General features: G+C 75.8%; 14 protein-coding genes. 9 read left to right on the top strand and 5 right to left on the bottom strand.

Going from position 1 to position 16512, the window contains the following annotated elements:
* Positions 1-98 precede the first annotated feature (98 nt).
* Both ACFYWQ_RS36750 and ACFYWQ_RS36745 read right to left on the bottom strand, forming a co-directional pair.
* Entirely contained in the window at positions 99-1334 is a 1236-nt protein-coding gene (locus tag ACFYWQ_RS36750) for an NAD(P)/FAD-dependent oxidoreductase (protein ID WP_389522862.1), read from the bottom strand.
* A gap of 397 nt (positions 1335-1731) precedes the next feature.
* Positions 1732-2640 (bottom strand): LysR family transcriptional regulator, encoded by a 909-nt coding sequence (locus ACFYWQ_RS36745; protein ID WP_389522860.1) that lies wholly within the window; start codon positions 2638-2640, stop codon positions 1732-1734.
* Positions 2641-2836: 196 nt separating this feature from the next.
* Between ACFYWQ_RS36745 and ACFYWQ_RS36740 the strand changes: the two genes are divergently transcribed.
* A complete protein-coding gene (locus ACFYWQ_RS36740) occupies positions 2837-3532 on the top strand; it encodes a type 1 glutamine amidotransferase domain-containing protein (RefSeq protein WP_389522857.1) in 696 nt (231 codons plus the stop codon).
* A gap of 315 nt (positions 3533-3847) precedes the next feature.
* Here ACFYWQ_RS36740 and ACFYWQ_RS36735 read toward each other — a convergent pair whose 3' ends face one another.
* Positions 3848-4978 (bottom strand): MerR family transcriptional regulator, encoded by a 1131-nt coding sequence (locus ACFYWQ_RS36735; RefSeq protein ID WP_389522855.1) that lies wholly within the window; start codon positions 4976-4978, stop codon positions 3848-3850.
* A gap of 137 nt (positions 4979-5115) precedes the next feature.
* Between ACFYWQ_RS36735 and ACFYWQ_RS36730 the strand changes: the two genes are divergently transcribed.
* From ACFYWQ_RS36730 to ACFYWQ_RS36720, 3 genes are all read left to right on the top strand, one after another.
* A complete protein-coding gene (locus ACFYWQ_RS36730; RefSeq protein WP_389522852.1) occupies positions 5116-5730 on the top strand; it encodes a sigma-70 family RNA polymerase sigma factor in 615 nt (204 codons plus the stop codon).
* Positions 5731-6156: 426 nt separating this feature from the next.
* Positions 6157-6597 carry an SPW repeat protein gene (locus tag ACFYWQ_RS36725; protein WP_389522849.1) on the top strand — a complete coding sequence of 147 codons (441 nt, stop codon included), beginning with the start codon at positions 6157-6159 and terminating at the stop codon, positions 6595-6597.
* Positions 6598-6845: 248 nt separating this feature from the next.
* Positions 6846-7322, top strand: coding sequence for a nucleoside deaminase (locus tag ACFYWQ_RS36720; protein WP_389522847.1), 477 nt, complete (start codon positions 6846-6848; stop codon positions 7320-7322).
* Between the two features lie 67 nt (positions 7323-7389).
* Here the strand turns inward: ACFYWQ_RS36720 and ACFYWQ_RS36715 are convergent, their stop codons facing one another.
* Positions 7390-8157 (bottom strand): chaplin, encoded by a 768-nt coding sequence (locus ACFYWQ_RS36715; protein WP_389522844.1) that lies wholly within the window; start codon positions 8155-8157, stop codon positions 7390-7392.
* A 338-nt stretch (positions 8158-8495) separates the two neighbouring features.
* Between ACFYWQ_RS36715 and ACFYWQ_RS36710 the strand changes: the two genes are divergently transcribed.
* The 4 genes from ACFYWQ_RS36710 to ACFYWQ_RS36695 all read left to right on the top strand — a co-directional run bounded on the left by ACFYWQ_RS36710 (position 8496) and on the right by ACFYWQ_RS36695 (position 14115).
* Positions 8496-10151 (top strand): alpha/beta fold hydrolase, encoded by a 1656-nt coding sequence (locus ACFYWQ_RS36710; RefSeq protein ID WP_389522841.1) that lies wholly within the window; start codon positions 8496-8498, stop codon positions 10149-10151.
* Positions 10152-11675, top strand: coding sequence for a glutamate synthase-related protein (locus ACFYWQ_RS36705; RefSeq protein WP_389522838.1), 1524 nt, complete (start codon positions 10152-10154; stop codon positions 11673-11675).
* 227 nt (positions 11676-11902) lie between these two features.
* The gene (locus tag ACFYWQ_RS36700; protein WP_389522835.1) at positions 11903-12997 is read left to right on the top strand and encodes a chemotaxis protein; all 1095 of its coding nucleotides are present in this window, start codon (positions 11903-11905) and stop codon (positions 12995-12997) included.
* A gap of 104 nt (positions 12998-13101) precedes the next feature.
* The gene (locus ACFYWQ_RS36695; RefSeq protein WP_389522832.1) at positions 13102-14115 is read left to right on the top strand and encodes a Gfo/Idh/MocA family protein; all 1014 of its coding nucleotides are present in this window, start codon (positions 13102-13104) and stop codon (positions 14113-14115) included.
* 34 nt (positions 14116-14149) lie between these two features.
* Here the strand turns inward: ACFYWQ_RS36695 and ACFYWQ_RS36690 are convergent, their stop codons facing one another.
* A complete protein-coding gene (locus tag ACFYWQ_RS36690; RefSeq protein WP_389522830.1) occupies positions 14150-14572 on the bottom strand; it encodes an SsgA family sporulation/cell division regulator in 423 nt (140 codons plus the stop codon).
* A gap of 440 nt (positions 14573-15012) precedes the next feature.
* Between ACFYWQ_RS36690 and ACFYWQ_RS36685 the strand changes: the two genes are divergently transcribed.
* On the top strand, positions 15013-16431 hold the full coding sequence (locus ACFYWQ_RS36685) for a PP2C family protein-serine/threonine phosphatase (RefSeq protein WP_389522827.1): 1419 nt from the start codon (positions 15013-15015) through the stop codon (positions 16429-16431).
* Positions 16432-16512 lie beyond the last annotated feature (81 nt).

The following is a 16512-nucleotide window of genomic DNA, read 5'->3' as shown; positions in this document are numbered from 1 at the left end:
CCGGGTGCGGGGTCCGCAGCCCCGGGTGCGGGCTGCGGAGACCCGGTGCAGGGCGCGGAGGTGCGGGTGCGGGAGCGTCGCACCGCGCGGGCGCGGGGTCAGGCCCGCAGGTCCTGGAGCACCTCGCGGGCGGCACGGGCCCCCGACGCGAGCGCGCCCTGGACCGAGCCCGTGGCGCGGTGGTCGCCGCAGACGTACCGCCCCGGGGCCACCCGGGTCGTGCGGCTCAGCGGCTGCGGGGGCGTCATGGCGGGCAGCGCGTCGGGGACGGTCCGTACGGTCAGCAGGTCCCAGCCGGCCGGGTCGGCGCCGTACGCGTCCCCCAGGGCCTCGCGCACCGCGCTCTCGCGCCCGGTGCCGTCGCGCCCGAGGACCGACGTGGCGATCAGGGCGTGGCCGGCCGGGGCGTAGCCGGGCACCACCTCGGACAGGACGCAGGTGTTGAGGAACCGGCGCCGGTCGTCGACCACGAGCGTGGGCTCGCGCAGCGGCGGGCGCGGTGCCACGTGGTAGTACGTCGTCACCGTCCGGCAGGCGGGCACGTCCAGGCCGGGCAGCAGTGCGGCGGCGGGGCCCGGACCGGTCGCGACCACCACCCGGCGCGCCGTCACCTCGGCGCCGTCGGCCGTCACCGCGCCCGTGGCGGTCAGGTGCCGTACGGCGGTCCCGAGGCGGACGGTGCCCTGGGGCAGGGCGGCCGCCAGGGCGCGGGGCACCGCGCCGATGCCGTCGGAGGGCAGGCACAGGGTGCCGCGGAGCATGCTGCGCCAGACGAGGTGGAAGACGCGGCCGGACGTCTCCAGCCGGTCCTCCAGGAACACTCCGGAGAGGAACGGGCGGAAGAAGGTCTCCACGAACGCGTCCGAGAAGCCCGCAGCGGCCAGCACGGACCGGGTGCTGCCGGCCTCCCGGCGCTTCAGGAGCCGTACCGGGGTGAGCATGTCCCCGGCCGACAGGACCCCGAGGGCGAGGAGGTCGCGCGGGCCGGCCAGGCGTCCCGGCAGCAGGTCAGGGAGGGCGCGGGGCCGGCGGGTCGGGTCGGTGAAGCGCAGCATGCCCCGGTCGGTGCGCACGGCGACGCCGGGGGTGAACGGGCGCAGCCGCAGCTCCCGCAGCGTCAGACGGCGCCGGAGCTGCGGGTAGGAGGTGTTGAGGACCTGGAAGCCTCGGTCGACGACGAATCCGTCGACACGGTCGGAGCGCATGCGTCCGCCCACGCCGTCGGAGGCTTCGAGCACGCGGACGTCGAGCCCCGCCGCCAGCAGGTCCCGGGCGCAGGCCAGTCCGGCGACGCCCGCTCCGATCACGAGGACGTCCGGGGGGTCGCTGTCCATGGTCACGTGCGTGCCTTTCGTCGTACGGCCGGTGGGGGCCACCGGCCGTCCGGGTACCCCCGGCACGGGTACCCCCGTCGGGGCTTCCCGTGCCGGGTGGGACGTGGATGCGGGGGCGGACGCGGGGGGTGGCGCGGGTCGGCCGGACGTGGACGCGGGGGGGCCGACGCGGGTCGGCCGGACGTGGACGCAGCCGGGGCGCGGGTCGGCCGGACCCCGATGCGGCCGGAAAGCGGATACGGCCCGGACGTCGGCCGGGCGCCGCGGCCGCGGTGGGCCGCTCGTGGTCGAGCCGCCGTGGGTGGTCGAGGTGATCAGGGTGATCGGCAGGGTCGGGGTGGTCGAGGCCCGGCCCGGGTGGGCGTCTTCCTCTCCACCGGCGCGCGGGCCGGGCGTCTCACCAGGTGCGGCCCGCGCCCAGCAGCAGCTCGCGGACGCGGGTGATGTCCGGGTTCTCCACCGCGCCGGGCCGCTGGACGAGGAAGCCGGTGTTGATGGGCGGGTCGTCCGGCTCGTACAGGGCGACGAGCGCCCCCGACGCCAGCTCGTCCTGGCACAGGTAGCGGGGCAGCACGGTGAATCCGGCGCCGGCGGCGACCGCGGCCAGCACTCCTCGCAGGTCGGGCACCGTCACCGCGGCGGGGCCGGACAGCCGCCGCCCGAAGACGTGCCGCCAGTACCGGCGGGCGATCGGGAGATCCTCCGCGTACGCGACCATCGGCACGGAGTGGAGCGCCGCGGGCAGCTCGGCGGCCGGCCGGTCCCCGATCCGCTTCGCCCACACGGGGGCGGCCACCAGGACGAACTCCTCGTCGGTCAGGGGTGACGAGGTCAGGGTGCGGCCGCGCGGGCGGATCGTGGAGATGACGAGGTCGTGGCGTCCGGCCCGCAGTTCGTCGAGCAGCGGGTCGGTCAGCCCGGTCGCCACCCGCAGCCGGACGCAGTCGGCGACCAGCGGCGCGAGAGCGGGCAGGACACGGGTGCACAGCAGCTCGGCCGGGCCGGCGAGGTGCACGGGCCCGGGCCGGCCGGCCGCCGCCGGGTCCGGGCCCGACACCGCGGCGAGTTCGTCGAGCGGGACGGCGATCCGGGCCGCCAACTGGTCGGCGACGGCCGTGGGGGCGACCCCGCGCGGAAGTCGCTCGAACAGTTCGCGCCCGGCCTGCCGTTCGAGCGTGCGCATCTGGGTCGTCACCGTCGGCTGGGACAGGCCGAGCAGATGCGCGGCGCCGGTGAACGATCCCGACCGGTAGACCGCCAGGAAGGTGCGCAGCAGGTTCAGGTCCAGGTGCTGGGGGTACTCCACCGAGCTGAGTATTCCCGGCGTGCCATTGCTTTTCCAATGCCGGACATTGGAAGACCCATTGGAGCCCTGTGCCTCGAACGGCTTACGTTCGACGACGTCGACAGGCCGCTCCTCGCCCCGTGCGCGCACGCCGCGAGACCGCGTCCTGGCGACGGTCACCCTCCCCCCGGAACCTGAACCCCCTCGGAGACACATCATGGCCACGATCCTTTTCGTGATGACCGGCGCCGACCACTGGACGCTGAACGACGGCACCCGGCACGCCACCGGCTTCTGGGCCGAGGAGGCCGTCACGCCCTACGAGGCGTTCCGGGCGGCGGGCCACCAGGTCGTCGTCGCCACGCCCGGCGGTGTCGTCCCGCCCGTCGACAAGGGCAGCCTGGCCGCCGAGGCCAACGGCGGCCAGGAGGGCGCCGACCGGATCGCCGCCGGGCTGGACGCCATGGCCGAACTGCGCCGCCCGGTCCGTCTGGAGGACGTGGACCTCGGCGACTACGCGGCCGTCTTCTACCCGGGGGGCCATGGCCCGATGGAGGACCTCGCCGTGGACGCCGCCTCCGGCAGGGTGCTGGTCGAGACCCTGGAGTCGGGCAAGCCGCTCGGAGTGGTCTGCCACGGCCCCGCCGCCCTGCTGGCCGCGGTGCGCGAGGACGGCTCCAACGCCTTCGCGGGCTACCGGATCGCCGCCTTCACCAACGCCGAGGAACTCCAGGCAGGCCTGGGCCAGAAGGCCAGGTGGCTGCTCCAGGACCGGCTGACCGAGGCGGGTGTCGACGTGCGGGTCGGCGAGCCGTGGGCACCGAACGTGGTCGTCGACCGCAACCTGGTCACCGGCCAGAACCCCGCCTCCTCCGGGCCGCTCGCGGCCGAGCTGCTGAAGCAGCTGGGCTGACCGCCGAGAGAGGGAGGCAGCACCCCGGCGCCGAGCGGGCGGGCGCATCGCCACCCCGCCCCGGCGCCGAACGAGCGGGAACAGGCGTCGCCGCCCCCACCACCGCCCGGCAGACGAGCATCGGCATCCCGGCACCGCGCGAGCGGAAGCAGGCATCGGCACCCAGCCCCCGGCGCCGAGCGGGCGGAAGCATCGGCACCCCGCCGCAGCGCCGGCGAGCAGGAACAGGCGTCGGCACCCCACCGCCCGGCAGACGAGCATCGGCACCCCGTCCCGGCGCCGGGCGGGCCGGGGGGCAGGGCATCGCCCCCGGCGTCAGCCGAGCGGGAGCGGGGCGTCGGCCGCCGGTTCGCGCGCGTGCGCGCCGGCCAGCACCTCCAGGGCCTCGCGCAGCCCGGCGGGCCGTGGCATCCCGTGCGTCGCGCGCCCCGCCCAGCCGGGGCCGCCCAGGACGACCGTGGGCCGGCGCCGCGCCCCGTGCACGCCCCACCGTGTGTCGGCGACGTGGCGGGCGAGCGCCACGCTCGCCGCCGAGCGCGCCTGGGCCCACAGGACGACCGCCGACGGCCCCAGGCGCCGGACCGCGGTCGTCAGCGCCTCCGCGGGCACGGCGGCGCCGAACATGCGGGTGCGCAGCCCCAGGTGGCTCAGGCCCGCGTTGAGCGCCTCCAGCGGCAGGGTGTGCTGCTCCCCGGGCACACAGGCCAGCAGCACCGGCGCGGCCGTGCCGGCCCCGTCCCCGGGCGCGGGCGGCCTGGTGGCGCGTCGCAGGGTGGTGGAGACGTGCCAGGACAGCAGGTGCTCGACCTCTACGTACCGGTCGCCGGACGACGCCCACTTGCGTCCCACGGCGTGCAGCGTCGGCACCATCACCTCCTGCCAGGCGACGGTCAGGCCGTGCCGCTCGACGGCGGCGGCCAGTTGCTCCTCGACGGCCGGCGCGTCGAGCCGTACGGCGGCGCGGCCCAGGCCGCGGCACTCCTGGCGCACGTCACCGCCGAAGGGCAGCGCGCCGGCCGCGCGGGACCTGCCGCCGGCCGGCTCCGGCTCGGCCGGTGCGCCGCCGCCCGCCTCGGCCCGAGCCGACGCGGTCCCGGCCGCGGGCACGTCGGCGGACCCGGCCCCGCCCGGCGGCACCGGCTCCGCCTCGCCCCCCTCCGGCACACGTCGCGGCTCGCCCCCTCCTTCCCGCGCCGCCCGCACCGTTTCCCGTGCGGCCCGCGCGGCCTCGGCGGGCGGTACTCCCGCGGCCGTCAGCCGGCACATCGCCTCCAGTACGGCCACGTCGGCGGGCCGCCAGCGGCGGTGCCGGCCGTCGGCGCGGACGGCGGGGCCGATGCCGTACCGGCGGTCCCAGGAGCGCAGCGTGGTGGGCGCCACGCCCAGGCGTCGCGCCAGGGCGCCGGTGGTCAGGCCGGCGTCCTCGGGACTCGGGAACTCGCTCATACGACGACGATACGACGCGCTATCGACGCACGTTGAGGCGCCGCCGAGGCGGCTCGCACGATGACGGCACCGGGACGCCCCGGACGAACGTCCGCACCGGCCCGGTGACAGGCCGCCCGACGTGAGGAGCCGCCGCCATGAGCCCGCCGACCATCGCCCCGGCCCCGCCCGCCCCCACGGCCCCGGCACAGTTCGTCGACGCGGACCACCTCCCCGACGAGGAGCTGGCGCGCGGCCTGGTCACGGGCGACGAGGCGTGCCTCGCCGCCGCGTACCGGCGCTGGTCCGCCCTGGTGCACACGCTCGCCTGGCGCTCGCTGGGCGACGCGAAGGAGGCCGAGGACGTCACCCAGCAGGTGTTCCTCGGCGTATGGCGCGGTCGCGCGGGCTACCGGCCCGAGCGCGGCGCGGTCGGCGGCTGGATCGTCGGCATCACCCGGCGCAAGATCGCCGACGCCCTCGCGGCCCGCACCCGCCGGGGGAACCTGGTCGCCTCGGCCGGTTCCGTCCTCGCCCTCGCCGATCCCGGACGCGACCGCCCGGAGACGGTCCTGGACCGCGTCGTGCTGCGCAGCGAGCTCGCCAGGCTGCCCGCGCCCCAGCGGCGGGTGCTGCGGCTGGCCTTCTACGAGGACCTGAGCCAGACCCAGATCGCGGCGCTCACCGGCTGGCCGTTGGGCACGGTCAAGAGCCACGCCCGGCGCGGCATGCACCAGCTGCGACGCCGCCTGGAGAACGAGACGTACGGCTGACGCGCGAGCCCCGCACGGCCGAGGACTCCCCGGCCGCCGGGCCGCCGGGCCGTCCGCGGGCGTTTTCGACGCACGAACGCTGCGCCGGAGGACCGCCACCCGGGTGGAACTCCGCGTACGGCGCATCCGGAGGACGTCCGGCACCGGAAGCCCTTCGCGCGGCAGCCCCTCTCCCCTTCGGGCGCCGCGGGCGGGAGCGCGGCCCCGCTCCCCCCTCGCCCCCGGAGAGTGTCGGTGCCCTCCGGGGGCGAGCCCCCGCGCAGCACACCCCGCGGGCACCCCGGGCGCGCGCCCGTCTCACGACATCCGCCACCCCCACCCTGACCTCTACACATAAAGGAAAAATAAGCGCAGAATGAACCTGCGCGGCGCTTACCGCACACCGCACCAGACGCGGTCAGGCCTGCAAGTCAAAGGAGACGAGTCATGGCCAACGTCTCGCCCACCCGAGGCGACATGTCGACTCACCCCGATGTTTCCGAGATGCGCGCACGGTACGAACGCATGCTCGGTGGTCGTGATGTGGCGCTCGTGGACGGACCGGTGTTCCTGCTCGGTCTGTACTGCGCCGTATCCCCGTGGATACTGCACTACACCGCCAGCCAGCCCGCGCTCGTGGCGCACAACCTGATCATCGGCATAGCCATCGGTCTGCTGGCGCTCGGGTTCACCGCGGCTCCGGCCCGCATGTACGGCCTCAGCTGGGCCATGTGCGCTCTGGGCATCTGGATGATCATCGCCCCGTGGGTCGTCGGCGACAGCCCTGACACGGGTGTCATCGTGAACAACATCGTCATCGGCGCCCTGGCCCTGGTCCTGGGGCTGATGTGCGCCGGTACGGCGGCGAAGAGCGCCCCGAAGCGGTGACCCGACAGGACGGGAGGCGAGCCGGCCGGCCCACGTGCGGGCCGGCCGGCTCGCGTCGGCGTCCGTGGGCGGCACGGAGCCCGCCGGTCAGGGCACGTACACGTACGGCGTCGTCGTGCTCACGGCCACGAAACCCAGCCGTCACCGGCGCCACAGCGCACTGTCGGATCCCTGCGACCTGACCCGAACGACGGACCCTAGGCTGGTCGGCGAAGATCGGCAATCGACGGCCAGGAGGTCCGTGGACGATGGTGAAGGACGACGAACTCCCGCACGTGCGCCGCTGTGTCGAGCTGGCCGCCGAGGCGCTGCGGTGCGGGGACGAGCCGTTCGGCTCGGTGCTGGTCGGCGCCGACGGCACGGTGCTCGCCGAGGACCGCAACCGGGTGGCGTCGGGCGACCGCACCCGCCACCCCGAGTTCGAGCTGGCCCGCTGGTCCGCGGCCCGGCTCTCGCCCGAGGAGCGGGCGGCGGCCACCGTCTACACCTCCGGGGAGCACTGCCCGATGTGCGCGGCCGCCCACGCCTGGGTGGGCCTCGGCCGCATCGTGTACGTCGCCTCCTCCGCGCAGCTCGCCGCCTGGCTGGCCGAGTGGGGCGTACCGGCGGCCCCGGTACGGGCCCTGCCGGTCCAGGAGGTCGCGCCCGGGGTGGCCGTGGAGGGACCGGTCCCCGAGCTGGCGGAGGAGGTACGGGGGCTCCACCGGCGGTTCCACGGCGCCTGAGGGCGGGGGCGTGACGGTCGCCGCCCGCCCGGAGCGCGCCGGTGGACGCCCCCGGTGGAGAGCCGGGTCAGCGCCGCGCGCCCGGCCGGCACCGGCGGTACAGGAGTGCTCCGCCGAGCACCAGGGCCGCGCCGCCCACGGCGGCGGGGACGGTGGCGTCCGCGCCGGTCCGGGCGAGTGACCCGCCGACCGCTTCGGGCACCTCGGGTGCCTGTGCCTGGGGTGCCGGGGCCTGGGGCGCCGGGGCCGCCGGGACCGTCTTCGGGCCGGTCGGGCCCGGCCGGGACGCGGCGGGCGGCGTGTTCCGCGGCGGCTCCGGCGCCGGCTCCGCCTGGGGCGCGGGCTCCTCGCCCGAGGTGTTCACGGACTCGTTGCCGAACACCGGGTTCAGGATGCCGACCACGTCCACGCTGTTGCCGGTGGCGTTGACGGGGAGGTCGACCGGCGCCTGGACGCCGTTGCCGGAGACGACGCCCGGGGAATGCGCCGTGCTGCTGGTCGCCGTCGCGCCGCCGCCCGGCTTCGTGCTGTGGCCCGGCCTCGTGCCGCCGCCCGGTTTCGCGCCGTGGCCCGGTTTCGCGCCGGAGGGGCCGGAGCCCTTGTTGACGCAGGTGTTGCCCGCGGCGGGGTTCAGCACACCCACCACGTTCACGGTGTTCCCGCACAGATTCACCGGGATGTGCACCGGCACCTGAACGGCGTTGCCGGCGATCACCCCCGGCGAGCCTGCCGCCGAGCCGTTCGCGGCGGAGTCGGCGAACGCGGGCATCGTCACGGCCATCGCGCCCGATGCGGCGGCGACGGCGATCACACCGTTTCGGGTAACCCGTCTCATGGGTCCCTGCCTTCCAGACATGTCGCGGGCGCTCGCCCGCACCCCGTAGAACGCGGACGAACCGTCCGAGTTATGCCTAATCGGTCTTTCACCCCATTGGGTGTCACCTCGTCGAACACACGACACCCTCCCCCGACGGCCCGTACGCCCCCTCCCCGGCAGCCCTCACACTCCCCTCCCCGGCGGCCGCACGCCCCCTCCCCCGCCGGCCCCGCGACGAGCGCGGGACGGCCACCGCGCGGGCCGCCACCCGTCCGGAGGCGGCCCCCGCGGGGCCCGCCTATCGTGGGCGGGGGCGTCGGCGCACGGTCCGCCGTGGGGCGTCCCTGGAGGCACTGATGCTGGCCAAGCTGTCGAGGCGGCCCGTGCCGCGGCGCCGCGCGCTCGCCGTCGCCGCCGCAGCCGTCACCCTGCTGGGCACGGGCCCGCCCACCGCGATCGCGGACACGGACGGTGACCGCCACCCGGGTCTGTCACGGTTCTACGACCAGAAGGTCACCTGGCGGTCGTGCGAGGGCGAGGGCATGCCCGACGATCTTCAGTGCGGCAAGGTGACCGTCCCGCTGGACTACGCGCACCCCGCGTCCGGTTCCCTGGACCTGGCGCTCGCCCGCTACCGGGCCACCGGCGACAAGCGGGGCTCGGTGCTGCTGAACTTCGGCGGGCCGGGCGGCCCGGGCGTCGCCGGACTCGCCTACGGCGGGAAGGAGTTCATGGGCCTCACCGACGGCTACGACGTGGTCTCCTTCGATCCCCGGGGCGTCGGCCGGTCCGCGCCGGTCAGCTGCGGGGAGGGCGAGGAGGACGCGCTCGCCGCCCTCGACAACACCCCGGCCGACGCCTCCGACCCGCGGGTGCTGCTGGAGCGGCTGGAGGACGCCGCCGCCGCGTGCGCCGAGCACTCCGGGCCCGTCCTGGCGCACATAGGCACCGTGAACGCGGCCCGGGACATGGACGTGATGCGGGCGGCGCTCGGCGACGACAAGCTGAACTACCTGGGGTTCTCCTACGGCAGCCGGCTCGGCGCGGTGTACGCCGCCCAGTTCCCCGGCCGGGTGGGCCGGCTCGTCATGGACGGCGTGGACACGCTCACCGAGCCGCTCGCGGAGCAGGGCGTCGTGGGCGCCCGGGGCCAGCAGAGGGCGCTGGAGGACTTCGTCGGCTGGTGCGCCGACGACATCGCGTGCCCGTTCGGCCAGGATCCGCGCAGGGCCCGCGAGGAGGTCGTACGGCTCGTCCGCTCGCTGGACGAGGACCCGGTGGCGACCGACTTCGGCGACTGGTTCACCGGGCAGGACCTGGTGGGCGCCATCGGGCAGGGGCTGTACAGCAGGGAGCTGTGGCCGTCCCTGGAGCGAGCGCTGGCCCAGCTCGTCGAGCACGGGGACACCAGCGGCGTCATGGCGTTCGCGACCGGCGGCCTGGGGCTGCCGTACCGCGGCCCGGACGGCGGCGCCGGACCCGCCGGGAAGCCGGAGAACGCAGGGAAGCCGGAGAACGCCGGAAGGCCGGACAACGCCGGGAAGCCGGCGGCCGTCGAGGACGTCCCCCTCGACAACCTGCCGGCGGCGCTGATGGCGATCAACTGCGCGGACGACCCCGACCGCCCCACCGCCGCCCAGGTCACCGCCGACCTGAAGCGGCTGCGCGCCGTCTACGAGAAGGCGTCGCCGGTCTTCGGCCGGTACCGGCTCACCCAGGTCCTGATGTGCTATGGCCGCCCCAAGGGCACCGACTACATCCGCGACGAGGTCAAGGACCTCGACACGCCGAGGATGCTGCTCGTGGGGACCCGCGGCGACCCCGCGACGCCGTACCGCTGGACCGTGGAGACGGCGGAGCGCCTCGGGTCGTCGGCCGTGGTGCTGGACAACCGGGCCGAGGGACACACGGGGTACGGCTCGTCGAAGTGCGTCCACCGCAAGGTCGACGACTTCCTGCTGTACGGCTCCCTCCCGCCGAGCGGCAGTTCCTGCGGGGACGAGGACGGCTGAGTGCTCCGGTACCTGCCGCTGCTGCTCGTCGCGGCCGGCGCGGCCGGGACGGCCACGGCCGCGGCCGTCCTGTCGGCGGGCTGGTGGTGGGCGGCCGGTCCGCTGCTGGCGCTGACCGGGCTGGGCTGCCGGGACCTGGCGCAGCGCCGGGACGCGGTGCTGCGCGGGCGGCCCCTGACCGGACGGCTGCGGCGGGGGCGGGGGCGGGCCGTCGTCCGGGAGCGCTCCGGGGACGTGGACGTGTACGCGGAGGGCCATGAGTTCCTCGTGCCGTCCCTGCGCCCGGTGGAGCCGCCCGAGGAGGCGCCGGTGGTGCGGGTGGGCGGGCCCGACTGCCGCCAGCCGTACGACATGGCGCTGCTGAACGTGTCAGCGATGAGCTTCGGGGCGCTGTCGCCCCGGGCGGTCCTCGCGCTCAACGAGGGTGCGCGGCTGGGGCGGTTCGCGCAGGACACCGGTGAGGGCGGGCTGTCGGAGCACCATCTGCGCGGGGGCGGGGACCTGATCTGGGAGATCGGGACGGGGTACTTCGGCTGCCGGACCGGCGACGGGGGCTTCGACGCGCGGGAGTTCGCGGACAAGGCGGCGCTCCCGGAGGTGAAGTGCGTCTGCCTGAAGCTCTCGCAGGGGGCCGCGCCCGGGGGTGGCGGGGTCCTGCCGGGAGTGAAGGTGAGCGCCGGGGTCGCCCGGGAGCGGGGGGTGCCGGTGGGCGGGACGGTGGTGTCACCGCCGTGCCACCGGGTGTTCTCGACCCCGCGGGAACTGGTGCTGTTCCTGGCGCGGCTGCGGGAGCTGGCGGGCGGCAAGCCGGTCGGGTTCAAGCTGTGCGTCGGCTCGCGCCGGGACGTCCTCGCGGTGTGCAGGGCGATGCTGGCGGAGGGCGTGGCGCCGGACTTCGTGGTGGTGGACGGGGCGGAGGGCGGGACGGGCGCGGCGCCGGTGGAGTCCGCCGGGCGGCTGGGCATGCCGCTCACCGAGGGGCTGATCACGGTCCACAACGCGCTGGTCGGGTCCGGTCTGAGGGACCGGGTCCGGATCGGGGCGAGCGGGCGGGTGGCCACCGGCCCGGACATCGTCCGGCGTCTCGTCCAGGGTGCCGACTACACCAACGCGGCCCGCGCGATGATGCTCGCCCTCGGCTGCGCCGAGGCCCGGCGCTGTCACACGGGCGCCTGCCCGGCGGGCATCACCACCCAGGACCCGCTGCGGGCGCGCGCCCTGCACGTGGGCGAGGGGTCCCTCCGGGTCCAGCGCTACCAGCGGGCCACGGTCCGCAGCGCCGTCCGCGTCATGGCGTCGATGGGCGTACCGGACCCGGCCGGCCTCACCCCCGCCCACCTGGTGCGGCGGACGGGGCCGGCCACGCTCCGGTCGTACGCGGAGCTGTACGCGTGGCTGGAGCCGGGCGAGCTCCTCGCCGGGCCGCCGGCGTCGTGGGCGCGGGACTGGGATGCGGCGGACCCGGACGCCTTCGGCCGGCCCGCTCCGCGCGGGGACGCGGAGGTCTTCGGCCGGGGCCGGTGACCGGCCGCCGTCAGCACCGTCGCCGTCGCCCGCGGCGGAGAGCCCGCGGCGGAGCGCAGGGGCGCGGAGAGCGAGGCACGGAGAGCGGGACACGGGAAGGAGGGAGCACACGCGCCGGAAGGCGTCGGGGCGGCGCCGAGGGCACCCGACGGCCTGGTCACGCGCCGCCCGACAGATCCCCCATTGCCCCGAATGCCCGTCACGCGAATCCGCCCTATCGTGCTGCTATGGAGCACGCACTCAGCCCAGCGACCCTCTCCGAACTGCGCCATCCGCGCCCCTACCCCGCGGTGTCCGTGCTGACCCCGACGCACCGCCGTGAACCGGACAACGCCCAGGACCGGGTGCGGCTGCGCAATGTCGTGGCCGAGGCCAAGAAGCAGTTGGAGGCCGATCCGTCGGTCACCCGCGACCGGCGCGCCGATGTCGCCGGACAGCTCGACCGGGCCCTCGCCGAGGTCGACCTGACGCACGCCGAGGACGGTCTGGTGATCTTCGCCGCGCCGGGTGAGCACCAGGTGTGGTCCCTGGGCCGCCCCGTGCCCGAGCGCGTCGTCCTCTCCGACACCTTCCTCACCCGCAACCTGGTCTCCGCCCAGGCGGCCGAGCGGCCGTTCTGGGTGCTGTCGCTCTCCCCCGACCGCGTCACGCTGTGGAACGGCGGCGCCGACCGGGTCGCCGAGGTCCGCACCGGCGGCTTCCCGCTGGTGCGCAGCCGGGAGAACTTCGACGCCGAGCGCATGGAGCGCATCGGCGACCTGCCGAGCACCTACCGCGACGAGGACACCCGCCGCTTCCTGCGGGACGCCGACGCCGCCATGGCCCGGCTGCTGCGCCAGGACCCGCGGCCGCTGTACCTCACCGGCGAGGAGGCCGCGCTCTCGCTCCTGGACGAGTCGGGGGGCGTCGCCCGCGAGGCGCTGCACGTGCGGCACGGCGGTCTCGCGCACGGCTCCGCAGAGGCCGTGTGGCAGGCCGTGCGGCCGCTGCACGACGCGCAGGCCCGCCGGGACACCGCCGCGGTGGGCCGGGAGCTGGACACGGCGCGCGGCCAGCGCACCTACGCGGCGGGCGTCGACGAGGTCTGGCGGAGCGCCCGGGAGGGCCGGGTCCGGCTGCTCGCGGTCGAGGAGAACTACCGCGTCACGGTCCGCGACGACGGCGACCACCTGATCCCGGCGGGCGGCGGCGACCTGGACTCCCGGGAGGACATCGTCGACGAGATCGTCGAGCAGTGCCTGGAGACGGGCGCCGAGGTGCACTTCGTCCCGGACGGCGCCCTGGGCGACGCGCACGGCATCGCGGGGGTGCTGCGCTACTGAGGCGCCGCTGAGGCGCCCCTCCCCCTCGCCCGAGGCAGCCGCCTCGGCGTTCTCCCCGGCGGCGTACGCTACGGCGTGATCACCGTCGGGGAGGGAGAACGCACGTGGGTGACCTGCTGGGCGTGGCGGTCCTGGGCGCCGGACACATGGGCGCCGACCATATACGCCGCCTCGACCGGGTGGTGAGCGGCGCCAGGGTCGCCGCGGTGGCCGATGTCGACCCCGCCCGCGCCGCGGAGGCCGTCGCCGGGATCGCGGGCGTCTTCACGCACACGGAGGCGGAGGCCGCGCTGGACGCCCCGGGCGTCGAGGCCGTCCTGATCGCCTCTCCCGGTCCCGCGCACGAGGAGGCGCTGCTCGCGGCCTTCGCCCGCGGTCTGCCGGTGCTGTGCGAGAAGCCCATGGTGCCGGACTCGGCCGGCGCGCTGCGCGTCCTGGAAGCGGAGGCGGGGCTCGGCCGGCGGCTGGCCCAGATCGGCTTCATGCGGCGTTACGACGCCGAGTACCGCAGGCTCAAGGCGCTGCTGGACGACGGGCGGCTGGGCCGGCCGCTGATGCTGCACTGCACCCACCGCAACGTCTCCTCCCCGCCCGGCTTCACCAGCGCCATGCTCATCGACAGCTCCGTGTCGCACGAGATCGACGCGGCCCGCTGGCTGCTGGGCCAGGAGCTGACGGCGGTCACGGTGCTGCGGCCGCGCCCCTCGTCCGGCGCCCCGGAAGGGCTGGCCGACCCGCAGTTCGTGCTCTTCGAGACCGACGGCGGCGCCCTGGTCGACGTGGAGGTCTTCGTCAACTCCGGCTTCGGCTACCAGGTGCGCTGCGAGGCGGTGTGCGAGGCGGGCAGCGCCCGCATCGGGGACGACCACGGCATGGTCGTGGCGGCGGGCGGCACGGCCGGCACGGACGTACCGCAGGACTACCTGGTCCGGTTCGTCGACGCCTACGACCGCGAGGTGCAGGCCTGGGTCGACGCCGTGCGGCGGGGCACGGTCACCGGTCCGAGCGCCTGGGACGGATACGCGGCCGCCGTGGTCGCCGAGGCCGGGGTCCGGGCGTCGGAGACGGGCACCCGGGTGGACGTCGCCCTCGCCCCGCGTCCGGCCCTGTACGGCTGACGGCCGGGGACCGGGGCCGGGTGGCTCGCGCGTCTCAGACGTTGCCGAGGAGGGTTTCGAGCCCCCGGTCGACCGCGGTGCCGACGTCCTCCCGCCCCGCCGCGACCACGGCGTGGCTGCGCAGCAGGAACCGGCGCAGGGCGGCCGTGTCGAACTGGAGCAGGGCCAGTCCGAGCGGCGAGTGCAGTTCCAGCACCGTACGGGCCCGGCCGCAGGGCCAGATCTGCACGTCCCCCCTGCCGGCCGGCCCGTCCAGTCCCTCCTCCAGCAGGGCGCGCCCGAAGGTCCAGGTGACGGCCTCGTCCTTCAGGCACGCCTCGGGCGGGAAGTCGAGGTGCACGGCGAGCGGGTCGTCGGAGGAGTAGCGCAGGGTGACGGGAACCGGCAGTTCCCGCTCCTGCGAGGTGATGAGCTCGGCGCGGGCGGGCTGCTGGACGGTGACGGTGGCGAAATCCATGGGCGGTCTCCGCGACGGTGAGGGGTCGGCCGGTCGGGCGTGCTGCTTGTAGGACCCCGCAGGGGCGCTTCGCATTACGCGGAAGCGATGATGAATTGATGTGAGCTGCGTCACGTCCGCGCGCGTCGGCTTCACGAGGCCCCGCAGCATGGAACACACGACCGTCGAACACCCGGATGACCTCCGCCACGTGATGCGACAGGTCCCCCCAAGTCACTTACCGCGCCTACGACTTGGACCTGAGATCCGTCTACTTCAATCGCACCGGGACATGTCTCCGTGAAGACTGTGGCATATGTCAGACGCATCACCGGATCGTGTCTTGCCGAATCCCTTACACGGCGTCGCGGGCTGTGCAAGAGTCGTAACGGCCCCTTCCGTCCCCCTTGGTCGTCCCGTCCGTCCCCCTTGGTCGTCCCGCCCCCGCATCGGAGTGCGTCATGCCGCCCCCTCTCTCTGCGGACCGCCCCGCCGCCCAGCCGCCGGGTCGCGGCCCGGTCGACGCGCTGATCACGCAGACGCGACGGCTCAGGGGCGAGGTCGACGCCGTACGGAGGGACGCGCACAGCGACGGAACGGGCCCGCAGGGACGCTGGCAGCGCGCCCTCTACGACCTGGCACTGCATCAGCTCAACGACCTCGACGCGCACCTGGCCGAGCTCCGGGACGGCCCGCCCTCGGCGGCGGAGGCCCCGGCGCCGCCGCCTCCCCGACGCGGCGCGCCGCGCAGCCGGGTCGGCAGCGCGGAGTGGAACCTGCTGACGGACGACGCCGTCTGGTCCCCGGAGCTGTACCGGCTCGTCGGCCGCGACCCGGCCGCCCCCGCGCTCACCCTCGACGAACTGCCCTCGCTCGTCCTGGAGGAGGACCGCCCCCGGCTCACCGCGATGGTCACCGGCTGCCTCGTCGACGCCCGGCCCATCGACGGCGAGTTCCGGATCGTCCGGCCCGACGGCGAGGTCCGGTCCGTGCACATGATGGGCGAGCCCGTCCTCGACGCCGACGGCGGCACCGCCGCCATGTGGGCCGTGCTGCGGGACGTCGGCGAACTGCGCCGCGGCCAGCGGGCGGTGCGCGAGACCCGCGACTCACTGCAACGGCACCGGAGGCAGGCCCAGACCGAGCGCCGGGTCGCGGTCGAACTGCAGCAAGCCGCGCTGCCGCCCTGGCGCGGACTCCTGCGGCTCGCGCACCAGGGCCCCCGCCGTCTCGACATCGCCGCCCACCACCTGGCCGCCCACACCGGCTCACCGATCGGAGACGCCTGGTACGACGCGCTCGAACTCCCCGACGACGAGACGCTGTTGAGCGTCGGTGACCTCACCGGCCAGAGCCCGGACGTCGCTTCCACGCTGGCGATGACGCTGGGCGCCCTGCGCGGCATGGCGATGGCGGGCACCCGCCCGGCCCAGCTGATGTCCTGGCTCAACCAGTTGCTCGACGCGGGCGCCCGACCCGCCCTCGCCGGCGCCGTCTGCTGCCGCTACCGGCCGCAGACCCGCACCCTCACCTGGGCGCGGGCCGGACACCCCGCCCCGCTGCTCCTCCGCGACGGGACGGGACGCCGGCTCGACGCACCGGCCGGCGCCCTCCTCGGTGCCGCCTCCGGCGCCGTCTACGGACAGGCCGAGGAGACCCTCGAGGAGGGCGACCTCCTTCTCCTGCACACCGTCGGGCTGGTACCCGGCGACGGCCACGGGGCCGACACGGACCCCCTGCTGCTGGACCTGGCCCCGCGCCTCGCGGCGACGCCCACCGCACAGGACTGCGTACGGATGGTCGTGGAGGAGTTCGGCACGAGCGACCGCGAGGACGACGCCTGTGTGCTCGTCGCCCGGGTGACGCCGTACGACGCCTGACGCCGTACCACGCCTGACGCACCGGGACCGCGACGACGGACCCACCGGCACCCCCGCCACCGGAGCGGGGTACGACGGGCC

It is taken from the genome of Streptomyces sp. NPDC003247 (assembly GCF_042888135.1).
In the GTDB taxonomy this organism is placed as follows: Bacteria; Actinomycetota; Actinomycetes; order Streptomycetales; family Streptomycetaceae; genus Streptomyces.
Note: the sequence above shows the minus strand (reverse complement) of the source record. Positions and strands in the feature narration are given on the sequence as shown.